Source organism: Methylobacterium sp. DB0501, assembly GCF_011043735.1.
GTDB lineage: Bacteria > Pseudomonadota > Alphaproteobacteria > Rhizobiales > Beijerinckiaceae > Methylobacterium > Methylobacterium alsaeris.
This window is the reverse complement of sequence record NZ_JAAKGV010000003.1, coordinates 1-12,559: the sequence shown is the minus strand read 5'-3', so window position 1 is coordinate 12,559 and position 12,559 is coordinate 1. Positions and strand designations below refer to the sequence as shown.

The 12,559-nt window shown below is 71.1% G+C and carries 15 protein-coding genes and 1 pseudogene; 7 read left to right on the top strand and 9 right to left on the bottom strand.

Annotated elements, in window-relative coordinates; genetic code table 11:
- Positions 1 to 135 precede the first annotated feature (135 nt).
- The 7 genes from G4G93_RS05720 to G4G93_RS05690 form a co-directional block, all read right to left on the bottom strand.
- Entirely contained in the window at positions 136 to 744 is a 609-nt protein-coding gene (locus G4G93_RS05720) for a hypothetical protein (RefSeq protein ID WP_165082125.1), read from the bottom strand.
- A gap of 28 nt (positions 745 to 772) precedes the next feature.
- Positions 773 to 1,630 carry an ABC transporter permease gene (locus tag G4G93_RS05715; RefSeq protein WP_165082123.1) on the bottom strand — a complete coding sequence of 286 codons (858 nt, stop codon included), beginning with the start codon at positions 1,628 to 1,630 and terminating at the stop codon, positions 773 to 775.
- Positions 1,627 to 2,376, bottom strand: coding sequence for an ABC transporter ATP-binding protein (locus G4G93_RS05710; RefSeq protein ID WP_165082121.1), 750 nt, complete (start codon positions 2,374 to 2,376; stop codon positions 1,627 to 1,629). The genes G4G93_RS05715 and G4G93_RS05710 overlap by 4 nt, the downstream gene beginning before the upstream one ends.
- Positions 2,373 to 2,612, bottom strand: coding sequence for a hypothetical protein (locus G4G93_RS05705; RefSeq protein ID WP_165082119.1), 240 nt, complete (start codon positions 2,610 to 2,612; stop codon positions 2,373 to 2,375). The genes G4G93_RS05710 and G4G93_RS05705 overlap by 4 nt, the downstream gene beginning before the upstream one ends.
- A 64-nt stretch (positions 2,613 to 2,676) precedes the next feature.
- Positions 2,677 to 3,102 (bottom strand): hypothetical protein, encoded by a 426-nt coding sequence (locus tag G4G93_RS05700; RefSeq protein ID WP_165082117.1) that lies wholly within the window; start codon positions 3,100 to 3,102, stop codon positions 2,677 to 2,679.
- Positions 3,103 to 3,164: 62 nt separating this feature from the next.
- Positions 3,165 to 4,148 (bottom strand): YVTN family beta-propeller repeat protein, encoded by a 984-nt coding sequence (locus G4G93_RS05695; protein WP_165082115.1) that lies wholly within the window; start codon positions 4,146 to 4,148, stop codon positions 3,165 to 3,167.
- Positions 4,149 to 4,243: 95 nt separating this feature from the next.
- Positions 4,244 to 5,515 (bottom strand): ABC transporter substrate-binding protein, encoded by a 1,272-nt coding sequence (locus G4G93_RS05690; RefSeq protein WP_206289560.1) that lies wholly within the window; start codon positions 5,513 to 5,515, stop codon positions 4,244 to 4,246.
- Between the two features lie 150 nt (positions 5,516 to 5,665).
- Between G4G93_RS05690 and G4G93_RS05685 the strand changes: the two genes are divergently transcribed.
- The 7 genes from G4G93_RS05685 (at position 5,666) to G4G93_RS05655 (ending at position 11,120) form a co-directional block, all read left to right on the top strand.
- Positions 5,666 to 6,205, top strand: a complete 540-nt coding sequence (locus tag G4G93_RS05685; protein ID WP_165082113.1) for a DUF3280 domain-containing protein — start codon at positions 5,666 to 5,668, stop codon at positions 6,203 to 6,205.
- Entirely contained in the window at positions 6,202 to 6,909 is a 708-nt protein-coding gene (locus G4G93_RS05680; protein WP_206289586.1) for a (5-formylfuran-3-yl)methyl phosphate synthase, read from the top strand. The genes G4G93_RS05685 and G4G93_RS05680 overlap by 4 nt, the downstream gene beginning before the upstream one ends.
- 106 nt (positions 6,910 to 7,015) lie before the next feature.
- Complete coding sequence (locus G4G93_RS05675; protein ID WP_165082111.1) at positions 7,016 to 7,609, top strand: uridylate kinase; 594 nt, start codon at positions 7,016 to 7,018, stop codon at positions 7,607 to 7,609.
- Entirely contained in the window at positions 7,606 to 8,997 is a 1,392-nt protein-coding gene (locus G4G93_RS05670) for a DUF6513 domain-containing protein (protein ID WP_165082109.1), read from the top strand. Before G4G93_RS05675 ends, G4G93_RS05670 begins: the two co-directional genes overlap by 4 nt.
- A 16-nt stretch (positions 8,998 to 9,013) precedes the next feature.
- Entirely contained in the window at positions 9,014 to 9,607 is a 594-nt protein-coding gene (locus tag G4G93_RS05665; RefSeq protein WP_165082107.1) for a DUF447 domain-containing protein, read from the top strand.
- A 26-nt stretch (positions 9,608 to 9,633) separates the two neighbouring features.
- A complete protein-coding gene (locus G4G93_RS05660) occupies positions 9,634 to 10,173 on the top strand; it encodes an SRPBCC family protein (RefSeq protein ID WP_165082105.1) in 540 nt (179 codons plus the stop codon).
- Positions 10,170 to 11,120, top strand: a complete 951-nt coding sequence (locus G4G93_RS05655; protein ID WP_165082103.1) for a beta-propeller fold lactonase family protein — start codon at positions 10,170 to 10,172, stop codon at positions 11,118 to 11,120. The genes G4G93_RS05660 and G4G93_RS05655 overlap by 4 nt, the downstream gene beginning before the upstream one ends.
- A 138-nt stretch (positions 11,121 to 11,258) precedes the next feature.
- On the opposite strand, the gene G4G93_RS05650 is transcribed toward G4G93_RS05655, so the two are convergent.
- Both G4G93_RS05650 and G4G93_RS05645 read right to left on the bottom strand, forming a co-directional pair.
- Entirely contained in the window at positions 11,259 to 11,534 is a 276-nt protein-coding gene (locus G4G93_RS05650) for a BrnA antitoxin family protein (RefSeq protein ID WP_165082101.1), read from the bottom strand.
- Positions 11,535 to 12,348: 814 nt separating this feature from the next.
- Positions 12,349 to 12,559: pseudogene (locus tag G4G93_RS05645) on the bottom strand (group II intron reverse transcriptase/maturase); the annotation flags it as partial.

The window sequence follows — 12,559 nt, the reverse complement described above, 5'->3', positions numbered from 1 at the left end:
AAGCGGAGCGCGCTCCACTCTATTCTCTGACCTCAGGGGTCATGCATCCCGGGCTCTCGCCTTCGGCGAGCTCCGGGATGACAACGAGGATTCCGGAACCGCCCGAGACAGATGCTCGAGCGTCCGTCCGGATTCTTACAACCGCGCCTGGATCTTCTTCGCGATCGCGCCCAGCCGCTGCTCCAGCAGGGTCGGCACCTCGCAGACATAGGTCAGCGATTGGCTGCGCTCCTGGAAGATCCGCTTGTCCCAGGCGAAGCGGGTCTCGAGCTCGGTCAGCTCCTTGGTCTCGGGAACGTCCGGCGAGGTCTTCACCTCGCTGATTTTTCCGGCCTCGTCGCGGATGCGCTCGGCCATGACGCGCTGGCCGCGGGCATAGCGGCCGATGCCGGCCACCACCTTGTCGCGCTCGCCGTTCAGCACCTCGAACACGCCGGCGAAGACGCGGGTCAGGCGAGCGTCCTTCTCGGCCTTGTCGAGCTTGGCTGCGAAGGCGTCGAGGAGGCCGTCAACCTCCTCCAGCGGCAGCCGGCGCGACGCGATCTTCTGGGCGAGCAGGGCGGCGTCGGTGTCGTTGCCCCACTCGGTCAGGGCCTGGGTCGGGTCGGGCCCGGTCCAGACCGCGCCGGGGCCGAGCGTCGAGACCTTGCGTTGGGCGCAGGGCCAGTCGGCATCGGGCTTCGGCTGGGCGAAAGCCGGGGCGGCGCCGAGGATCAGGAGGGTGGCGAGAACGGAACGGAGCATCGTTAAGCATCTCTTGAGTGAAGGGCGGTCAGCCCGCCTCCCCGGCCGGGCCGCCGCGCCGGGCGAGCAGCCCGCGGCCGGGATCGTAGGCGGCCACCGCCATGACGAAGAACGCGATCCCGGTCCCGATCACGACGGCGCAGGAAACTGGGTTGAAGGCGCCGTAGAGGGCGAAGCGCACCAGCTCGACGGCATGGGTGAACGGGTTGATCTGGCAGATCCAGTAGAGCGTCGCGCTCGATTCGTTGATCCGCCACAGCGGGTAGAGTGCCGAGGACGCGAAGAACATCGGGAAGATCACGAAGTTCATCACGCTGGCGAAGTTCTCGAGCTGGCGCACCAGCGAGGACAGGAACAGCCCGATCGCGCCGAGCATCAGCCCCGCGGCGAGGAAGGCCGGCAGGGCATAGAGATAGCCGAGCCACGGGATGTCGGTCTCGAAGAAGCTCGCGACCGCGAGGAACACGTAGGCCTGGATCAGCGACACGATCACGCCGGCGATGAGCTTGGCGAGCAGCAGGCTCCAGCGCGGATAGGGGCTGGTGAGCAGTACCCGCATCGAGCCGACCTCGCGGTCGTAGACCATCGACAGCGAGGATTGCATGCCGTTGAACAGCTGGATCATCACCGCGAGGCCGGGCACGACGTAGACCTCGTAGAGGACATACGTTTCGTAAGGCGGCGTGATCGACAGGCCGAGCGTGTTGCGAAAACCCGCCGCGAAGATGAACAACCAGACCAGCGGCCGCACCAGGGCCGAGAAGAATCGCTCCTTCTGATTGAAGAAGCGCAGCAATTCCCGGCGAACGATCCCCGACAGGGCGATGAGGTAACCGCCGGCATCGAGCCGTCCGCGGACCGGGGTGAGGCTCGCGCCCGCGCTCATGCGACTCTCCTCGGATTGTCGGGCCCACGCTCGGCGGTCATCTGGCGGAACGCGGTCTCGAGGGAGCCCGAGGGCTCGCTCAAGGCGCCGGCGAGGCCGCGGGCGGCGATGCGGCCGCGATGCAGCACCACGACCCGGTCCTCAGGCTCGATCTCGTCGAAGATGTGGGTGGCCCAGAGCACCGACAGGCCCTCCTCCCGCACCAGCGCCCGCACGATGGCGACGATGTCGGCGCGGGATTCGAGGTCGAGGCCGACGGTCGGCTCGTCGAGGAGCAGCAGGTCGGGGGCGTGGATCAGCGCCCTGGCGATCTCGATCCGCCGCGACTGGCCGCCCGACAGGGTGCGGATCTTGTCGTCGCGGCGCTCGGCAAGGCCGATGCGGGCAAGCAGCGAGTCGATCCGCGCCAGCGCCGGCTTGCGGGGAATGCCGTGCAAAGCCGCGTGGTAGAGCAGGTTCTGGCTCACCGTCAGGTCGGTGTCGAGGGTCCGGGCCTGGAACACCACGCCGAGGCGGGCGAGCGCCCGCGACGGCTCGCGGTCGAGGTCGTGCCCGAGCAGCGCGACCCGGCCGGCCTGGCTGGCATAGAGCCGCGTCACCACCGAGAACAGGGTGGTCTTGCCGGCCCCGTTCGGCCCGAGCAAGGCGACGAACGCGCTCCGGGGCACCTCGAACGACACGTCGTCGAGCGCCGTGCGGGTGCCGAAACGATGGCTGACCGCCTCGACCGCGAGGGCCGCGCTCATCGGCCGAGCGCCTTGCGGGCGTCCCGGACCGCGTCGAGGCACTCGTCGTATTCCTTCTCGCCGAGTTCCCGCTCGGCGACGCGCAGCTCCTTCTTGAGGATGCGCGCGACCGCCTCGGGGGGCGACTTCGCCAGCTCCGCCTTGATCGTCGCGATGCCGTCCCGGCACGAGGCCGCATCGTCGGCGCGGGCGGGAAGCGCCGTCAGCAGGAGCAGGGCGGCGAGGCGCAAGCGCATCCTTGGGGTTCCTCCGGTCTCGTTGAGGGCGATGTAGGCCGGGCAGCCAAGTCCGCAAACCCCGTTACTTCACGATGAAGCGCCCGGTCATGCCCCGGCTCTCGAGCCCCTGGACCGACCACGGGAACTCGCCGGCCCGCACGGTCACGAACTCCACCGCGATCGTGCCCTGGTCGTCGAATTCGAGGTGATGCGGCGGGCCGGCCATATGCACCTCGAGGTGGTTGATGACGATCTGGTTCATCCACACGCCGCGGAAGAACTCGCTGGCGAAGAACTTGTACTCTTTCTGCCCCTTGGCGGTGATGCGCAGCCGATAGGACTTGCCGGCCTCCATCTCGATGTCCTTCACCGGCACCGCGTAGTCGTTGTCCTCGGCGCCGAGGAACAGTTCGGGCAGGTCGGTGCGACCCTTGGTGAGGTCGTGAGCGGAGGCGGAGGTGGCGAGGAGGCTGGCCGCGAGGGCGGCGGCGGTGAGGAGGGCGCGCATGGATGATCCGGATGGGAGGTAAATCGCCTCCCCTCCCCGCAAGGGGGAGGGGAAGGCGCTATTTACTGCGGCGAGACCGCGACGCCCCAGGGCAGCAGGCCGACCGGGATGCTCTTCGTCACCTTCATCGCCGCGACGTCGATCACCGAGACGTCGTTGGAGGTGCCGTTTGTGGTGAACAGCAGCTTCTGGTCCGGCGTGAAGGCGAGCTGCCACACCCGCTGGCCCACCGGCAGATACTTTTCCACCTCGTAGGTCTTGGCATCGATCACCGCGACCCGGTTGGCCGGGCCGAGCGCCACGAACCCCTTGGTCCCGTCCCGGGTCAGGCGGATGCCGACCGGCTGGATCTGCTCGTCGGTGACGCCCGGGATCTTGAAGGTGATCTTCTTCACCACCTTGCGGGTCTCGACGTCGATCACCGAGACGGTGCCGCCGACCTCGGCCGAGACCCACAGCCACTTGCCGTCCTGGCTGAACTCGGCGAAGCGGGGCCGCGCATCGACCAGCACGTTGTCGATCACCTGGAAGGTCTTGGTGTCGATGAAGTGGGCCATGTTGGTGGTCTCGGAGGTGTTGACCAGGATCGACCCGTCCGGGCTCAGACCCATCCCCTCCGGCTCGACGCCGACCGGCACCTCGGCCACCACCTTGTTCTTCTCGATATCGAGCACCGTGACCTGGCTGTCGTCCTCGTTGGCGACGTAGAGCGGGTTGCCGGAGGGACTGGCGATGAACTGCTCCGGATCAGGCCCGGAGCGCAGCGAGCGCACGATCTTGCCGGTCCTGGTGTCGAGCACGTCGATGCGGTCGTCGTCACTGGCGCAGACGTAGAGCAGGCTCCCGTCCTTCCCCACCGTGATCCCCCGGGGACGGCGCCCGACCGGCCAGGTCGCCGTGACCTTCAAGCTGTCGACGTCGATGACGCTGACCGAGTTGCCCTTCTCGTTGCTGACATAGACCGTCGTGGCGTGGGCCGGAACGCTCGCCGCGAGGGCGGCCGCGACGAGTGCGGCTTGCGCCGGTCTGATCCGGTGACGGCTCATTCGTCCTCCCTCCGGCCGCGCGCCGCACGCGCGTTCCGCTTATGCTCTTACCTGGCCTGCCGCGGCGCGGCGGGCGAGACCGACTTATGGCCGGGTCACGACTTCGTCAGCTTGCACTGCGTCTCCGGCAGGTCGATGCCGAGCGTATCGAGCGGCGTGCGCTGGTGCAGGTAGCCCTGCTCCGGCGCCACCGCCACCAGGGCCTGGGGCTGGACCAGGAGCAGCGGCTGGCGCAGCTGGTGGTCCCAGGGGCGGAAGCTCAAGGCCACGCCCTTGTAGCCCGGCAGGCTGAAAGCGGGATCGGCGATGGCCGCGGACAGGGCCGCCGGGTCGGCGGTCTTCTTCTGGAAGGCGGCCTCGCCGACCGCGCGCACCGCCGCCCAAACCTGGTAGTCGAGGGGGCGCATCAGCCGGCCGGCGAGGCGGCGGAAGCGGTTCTGGGCCTGGGCGGCGCCCCAGACCTCGAGCGTCGGGTGCCAGGTGGTGGGGACGAGCCCCTGCGTGCCGACCACGGGCCGCGGATCGACGGTGTGGAACGGGACGTAATCGCCGAAATCCCCGGCCTCGTCGGCCACCACGGCGACGTCGTAATCGAGCCCGCGGGTGAAGACGAGGGCCTCGGCCCGGGTCGGGGTGTCGCCGCGGGCCCGCGCCAGCGGCCCGAAGGTCCAGGGACGCTCGGCGCTGATCTGCAACCCGAACTTCTTCGCCGAGCGCTTCATCGCCTCGGCCCACAACTTGTCGCCGTCCTGCGGCCCGGTGATCAGGAAGAGCTTGCGCCAGCGCATGAAGGCGAGGAACTGCGCGAGCGCATCGGTCTGCATCGCCCGGCTCGGGGCGACGTGGAAGATTTCGGCCCGGCAATCGGCGCCGCGCAGGCGGTCGTCGGGAGCGGCCGCGTTGAACAGGACGACGCCCGAGCCCTTCAGCGCGTCGGCCACCGCCAGCACCTCGTCGGCGGGAAGCGCCAGCACGATGAAGCGCAGGCCCTTCGCGACGAGGCCGCGGGCGGCGTCGACCGGGCTCTGCGGCGCCGGCTCGCCGGGGGCGGCGGTGCCCAGGGCCACCGCGTCGAGGGCGTAGCTCTGGCGCACGAAGCGGCCGGTCGTGGTGTTGTCCTGGATCGCCAGCTTCGCGCCGGCCAGCCCCTCGTCCTCGGGCGCCGCCTGGGCGTCGTAGGAGGAGGGAGCGGGAACCGGACGGTAGATCAGGCCGATGCGAATCTCGCTGGCCTGCGGGGCGGCCGCGGCGGGCGGGGTCGGCGCCTGCGCGAGGGCGGCCGGCATGCCGGCAAAGGGCACGAGACCGGCCGGCATGCCGGCCAAGGCGGCGAGGAAGGCGAGGGTGGCCGTGCGGAACTGTGCCATGCGGGCGGCACGCTACCAGGGATTCTCGGGCGGCCTCAACGCCTCATCGATGAGGATTCCTTAAGGACCCGCGCCCTCCCCCGAAAGTCCGAAGGCGGGGGAGGCGGGCGCGCGTTGCGCCGCCGGGCATCGGCGTGCGAGGGTCGGGCGATGCTGGTTCTCCGCACCCTTCCCGCCCTCGCGGCCCTGCTCGTCGGCCTGCCCGCCGCCGCCGCGCCGGAGCAGGCCCAGGTGGAGAAGGCCGGGGCGGAGAAGGCGGCCGTGTTCGGGATCGAGCTCGCCGAGCCGGGCACGATCGGGCCGCGCCCCTTGCGGCCGGAGGATGCGCGGCGCCTGAACCTCGCCAGCGAGGCGCTGCGCCGGGCCGTGACGGAGCGCGGGCTCGAGCCCGTGGATCTCGGCGGCCAGGCCGCGGCGATCCGGCGCGACGCGCCGCTCTACAAGTGCGAGGGCTGCGCGGAAAAGATCGCCCAGGCGGCGGGGGCGGTCCTCGTCGTCTACGGCTACGTCCAGCGCAGCGCCCCCCAGGTGCTCAACCTGAACGTCACCATCACGGAGGCGGAGAGCGGCAAGGTGCTGCGCGGCGGCCAGGTGGTGATCCAGGGCGACACCGACGACACTTGGCTCCACGGCGTCCGTTCGCTGGTGAAGAACCGCCTCTTCGCCGAGCCGCTGCCGAACCGGTCCTGATCCCCGTGCCCCACACCTCCCCTTCCCGCGTCCGCCTCCTCGTCAGCGTGCGCGACGCCGCCGAGGCGACGCTCGCCCGCGATCGCGGCGCAGACCTGATCGACGCCAAGGATCCCGACCGCGGCGCCCTCGGGGCGCTGCCCGCCGAGACGGTGCGGGCGATCGCGGCGGCCGCCGGCGACCGGCTCTCGAGCGCGGTGGCGGGCGAGCCGCGCGACGCCGGCGAGGCCTCGGCCTGCCTCGCGGCGCTCGCCGGCACCGGCGTGCGCTACCTCAAGATCGCCTGGGCACCGGGGCGCGACCCGGCCGGGTTGCGCCTGCCCGCCGGCCTGCCGGTGATCGCGGTCCTGTTCGCCGAGGACGGGCCGGACGGGGCCGACGTGCCGGGGCTGGCCGCCGCCGGCTTCGCGGGCGCGATGATCGACACGAAGACCAAGGACGGGCGCCGGCTCACCGACCACCTGCCCCTCCCCCGCCTCGCCGGATTCGCGGCCGCGTGCCGGTCGCAGGGGCTGCTCTCGGGCCTCGCCGGCTCGCTCGCCCTCGACGACATCCCGGTCCTGGCGGCGCTGGGGCCCGGCTATCTCGGCTTCCGCGGCGGGTTGTGCGCGCAGGGGGACCGGACGGGGCGTCTCGATCCGGAGCGGATCGCGGAAGGCGCGCGCCGGCTCGCGGCCATCGTGCCCCGCGTCGAGGCGGCGTGATCGTGACCGTGCAGGCGGGGGCTGGCCGCGGACGCATCCGGGCCGAGATATGGCGCGGGATCCCGCGCCGTTTCCGGGGAAGCCCTGCTCGCGCAGGACGTGCAGCATGAGCCACGCTCTCACCGTCGTGAAGGTCGGCGGCAGCCTGGTGGCCGATCGGGCCCGGCTGTGCCGGGTGCTCGGCGCGCTCGCCGACGGCGCCGACGGACGGGTGGTGGTCGTGCCGGGCGGCGGCGGGCTGGCCGATGCGGTGCGGGCGGCGCAAGGAGCGCTCGGCTTTCCCGATCCCCTCGCCCATCGCCTCGCCCTCGACGCCATGGCGGCGATGGCGCGGATCTTCGCCGCCCTCGAGCCGCGTCTCGGCGTGACGCAGGACCCCGCGCCGGCCCTCGCCGCCGGGGCCGTGCCGGTCTGGGACCCGTCGGCGCTCAAGGCCGGACGGCCGGAGATCCCCGAGACCTGGGACGTCACCTCGGACAGCCTGGCGCTCTGGCTCGCGGCCCATCTCGGCGCGGGGGCGTGCCTGGTCGTGAAATCCGTCGATGCGCGCCCCGGAGCCGGACCGGCCGAGCTCGCCCGGGCCGGGCTGGTCGATGGCGCCTTCCCGGGCTTCGCGTCCCGCTTCGCCGGGAGGATCGTGCTGCGCGGGCCCGGCGGCGACCGGCCGTGCCGCGAGCGGATCGCGGAGTGCGCCGCGTGAAGGAGCATCTCGTCTTCGTCACCGGGCGCCTCGCCAAGGCGCGGCTGGAGAAGATCGCGGCCGGGCTGCCGCCGGAGCGCTTCGCCTGGACGATCGCGGATGCCGGCGTGAAGGTCGCGGCCCTGATGACGGAAGAAATCATCCGTCGCCGCGTCACGATCCCGGAGGGCGCGACGCGGGTCATCCTGCCCGGCCGCTGCCGGGCCGATCCGGCGGCGCTGGCGGCGCATTTCGGCCTGCCGGTGGAGCGGGGCCCGGACGAGATCGTCGACCTGCCGGTCTTCCTCGGGCTCGCCGGGCGGAAGGTCGACCTGTCGCGCCACGACGTGCGGATCTTCTCCGAGATCGTCGACGCGTCGCGGCTGTCGCCGGAGGAGATCCTGGCCCGGGCGAAGGACCTCGCCCGGCGCGGGGCCGACGTGATCGATCTCGGCGGCCTGCCGGACACGCCCTTCCCGCATCTCGGCGACACCGTGCGGCTGCTGAAATCCGAGGGGTTGCGGGTCAGCGTCGATTCGTTCTCGGCCGACGAGTTGCGGCAGGGCGCGGCGGCGGGCGCCGACTTCCTCCTCAGCCTCAACGAGGACACGCTCGACCTCGCCTTCGAGACCGACGCGGTGCCGGTGCTGGTGCCGGTGCGGCCCGACGACCTGGCCTCCCTCGACCGGGCGATCGACCGGATGCAGCGGGCCGGCCGGCCGTTCATCGCCGACCCGATCCTCGAACCGATCCATTTCGGCTTCGCCGCCTCGCTGGTGCGCTATCACGAGACCCGGCGCCGCCATCCCGACATCGCCATGATGATGGGCACCGGCAACCTGACCGAACTCACCGAGGCCGACAGCCTCGGGGTGACGGCGCTGCTGATGGGCGTGTGCTCGGAACTGTCGATCGGCAACGTGCTGATCGTGCAGGTCTCGAACCACACCCGCCGCACGGTCGAGGAGCACGACGCCGCCCGCCGGGTGATGTACGCGGCGAAGGCCGACGCCGCCCTGCCGAAGGGCTACGGCCGCGCCCTGCTCTCGCTCCACGACAAGCGCCCCTACACCCAGACGCCCGACGAGATCGCGGCCCTCGCCGCCGAGGTGCGCGACCCCAATTACCGCGTGGCTTTGGCGGAGGACGGGGTGCACATCTACAACCGGGACATCCACAAGACCGGGCACGACGCGATGGCGTTCTTCCCCGACCTCGGCGTCGAGGGCGACGGCGCCCACGCCTTCTATCTCGGCGGTGAACTGACCAAGGCGGAACTCGCCTGGCGGCTCGGCAAGCGCTACGTGCAGGACGAGCCGCTGGACTGGGGCTGCGCCATGGACGACGAGGTCGAGGACACCACCCGCTTCAAGGCCCCGGGCCACACGCGCCACAGCGGGAAGCCCTAAGGAATCATCGAGAATCATGCCGCTGATCCTCGAGACCGTCGTGACCACGGCCGCTTCCGACGGGGCCGTGCATCTGGTGCCGTTCGGGCTGATCCGGGACGGCGAGGATTTTTGGGTGGCGCCGTTCCGGCCTTCGCCGACCATCGCCAACCTGGAGGTGCAGCCGTTCTTCGCCGCGGCGGCGCCCGCCGACATCCGGGTGATCGCCGGCTGCGTCACCGGCCGGCGCGACTGGGCGACCGTGCCGTGCCGCACCATCCCGGTGCCGCGGCTGGCCGACGCCTACGGCCACATGGAATTGCAGGTCGTGGAGGTGCGCGACGATCCCGTCCGGCCGCGCTTCCGCGGCCGGGTGGTGCACGCGGACTCGCACCGGCCGTTCCTCGGCCACAACCGGGCGGTCAACGCGGTGCTGGAGGGGGCGATCCTGTCCACGCGCCTGCACATGCTGAACCCCGAGACGGTGCTGGCCGAGCTGCACCACCACCGCATCGCCGTCGAGAAGACGGCCGGGCCCGCCGAGCGCGAGGCCTGGAACTGGATCGCCGCGAAGGTCGCGGCCGCCCTGCCGCAGGCGGCCGCCGCGTCCCTCGCGGTCGATGACGCGTGAACCGTTCGCGTTACAAGGAGAGACCGATGAAGCGCATCATCGCGGCGGCCCTGGTCGCCGCCTTCGCGGCAGCCCCCGCGGCCCAGGCCCACGGCCCGACCCGCAAGAAGGTCGAGGAGAAGGTCACGATCAACGCCAGCCCGGACAAGGTCTGGGCCGTGGTCGGCAACTTCCAGGACATGAGCTGGCTGCCGCCGGTCGAGAAGACCGAGGGCAAGGGCGGCAACGAGATCAAGGCCACCCGCACCCTGACCCTGAAGGGCGGCGCCACCGTCGAGGAAGAACTCTACAAGTACTCTGCCGAGCAGAAGAGTCTGTCGTACCGGATCGACAAGGTCGACGTGAAGGTGCTGCCGGTCAACAACTACTCCTCGACGATCAAGGTCGAGCCGGTCGACGGCGGCAAGGCGTCGGAAGTGGTGTGGGACGGCGCGTTCTACCGCGGCTACATGAACAACGACCCGCCGCCCGAGCTGAGCGACGAGGCGGCGATCAAGGCGGTCAAGGCGCTGTACCGCAGCGGCCTCGACAACCTGAAGGCCAAGATCGAGAAGGGTAACTCGTGACGCCCGCCCGGCGCCTCGCCGGGCTCTGCCTTCTGGTCGGGATCGGCGTCGCGCCGGTCCCCTCGCGGGCGGCGGAGGCCTTCGTCACCGCGCAGAATGCCGAGACGGTCGACGTGATCGATCTCGACGCCCGCAAGGTGGTGGCGACGATCCCCGTGCCGGGGGCGCCGGCCGGCATCGCCCTGTCGCCGGACCGGGCACGGGTCTACGTCACCGCCCCGGAGGGCAAGGCGCTGGTGGTGATCGACGCGGCAACGCGGCGGATCGCCCGCACGGTGCCGCTCGGCGGCGGACCCCTCGGGGTCGGGGTGAATCCGGTGAGCGGCGCGGTCTACGTCGCCGACTGGTACGCCGAGCGGCTGTGGGAGGTCGATCCCAAGACCCTCGCGGTCACCGCCGAGATCGCGGTCGGCACCTCGCCCTCCGGGATCGCGGTGACGCCGGACGGAAAGCTTCTCCTCGCCGCGGACCGGGACGACGACGCCCTGTCCCTCGTCGACGCCGCGACCCGCCGGCGGGTCGCGGTGATCCCGGTCGGCACGCGGCCGTTCGGGGTCACGATCGATGCCGACGGCACGCGCGCCTACGCGGCCAATGTCGGCTCGAACGACGTCTCGGTGATCGACATCGCGGCGCGCCGTGAGATCGGCCGGGTCAAGGTCGGCGAGCGGCCCTACGCGGTGGCGCTGGCGGGTGGGCGCGCCTTCGTCACCGACCAGTATGGCGGCACGGTCAGCACCTTCGACACCGCCAGCCTGGCGCCGGGGCCCCGGCTCGACGTCGGCGAGTACCCGGAGGGCATCCAGGCGAGCCCGGACGGCCGCCACGTCTACGTGGCGAACTGGGAATCGAACACCCTCACGGTGATCGATACCGGGTCCCTGACGGTGACCGGGACGGTGAAGACCGCGGACGGACCGCGGGCCTTCGGGCAGTTCCTGCGCTGAGCCGCGGCGGGGCCACCCGTTCGCGAATCGGCACCGAGGGGTCGTTCGACGCGAACGGGTTGGTCACCCGGGCCTGCGCCGGTGCGGCCGGCACCGGCAGCAACGCGGCGAAACGCAGCCGCGTCGGAGACAGGCGCATCAGAGCCCTGCGGCCTTGCGCAGGGCGGCGTTGATGCGGTCTTGCCAGCCCGGCCCGTCCTCCTGGAAGCGGTCGAGCACGTCGCGGTCGAGGCGCAGGGACACGGTCTCGCGCACGCCCGGAACGGCGGCTTTCGCGGCGGGCCTGGCCACCTTGCCGTCGGCGGTCTTGCCCTCGGGCGCCGGGCCCTCCGGGGTCTTGCGGGTCACGGCGCGGAACGCGGCCTCGGCGGTTTGCCGGGGATCGCTGCCGCGGCGGGAACGGTCGAATGACATCAAGAGTCCTCCTCGGACAGCCCTACCATGGCGGAGGCGAACCCGAAAACGACGAAGGCCCGCCAGAGCACCGACGAGCCTTGAGGGGCAGGGTCCACGTTTCAGGGTGCGGGTGGTGTCGCACGATACGATTGTGATGGCCGACTCGGCCCCGTATCGTATTCAGCCCGCCCTGAAACCACTATCCCTGTCGATCTGTGTCCGGTGGAGTTTCCTGGTCACCGGCATCGGTCTGCGTTGCGTGAGGGCTGCAACCTTGAAAAGTCATGGCTACCTCCTCGAGTTCGACTCGACGAAGACTATGCTGCTCCTCCCCCCAGGAATGGTCAAGAGGAAATTGGGAGCGACTGCTCTCCCCTTCGGCAATCCAGCGAAACCTGACGAAAATTTAATATTGCGCCTACAGCCTCAGGACCGAAATTCCGTCGCGACAGGACGCCGAGATGTCGTCGGCCGTGCGAGGAAAGGCGGCCCGCGGTGAAATCGTCCGAAGGCCGAGGGCGGGATCCCCTCCTCCGCACCGGCAGGCCGTCCGGGGCACATCGTGGCGCATCTCCCCCTCTCCCGCGCGGGAGAGGGGGAGATGCGCTCGAGCTCAAAGGGACTTATCCCTGAACAGCCCTGCCGCGCAGAACAGGAAGGCGCGCCGCTCTTCGCGAGGTCGGCCACTCGTTCGCGACCTTCACGGCCGAGGGCGCCTCCCTGCGATCCGGCGTGGAGGGCCCAATCGGGATAGGGGGCGATCCTTACGGATCGCTCCCCTCCCACACCACCCGGCATGCGGGTCCGCACCGGGCGGTTCGAGGAGTTGAGGTCAGGCGAGACGTGGCAGGCCGAGCTTGTCCGTCCAGGCCAGGGTCAGCACGCCGTTGAGCGCCATCCCGCTGTTGCGCCACCAGCGGCGGCTGTTGGCCGCCACCGGCAGAGCGCCCTCGGGTTTGGCGCCCAGCGCCAGCAAGGCCCGGTAGATGGTCGGGCCGCGCCTCCACTGCTTGAGCTGGATCGCTCGCACCCGGTGGCGCACC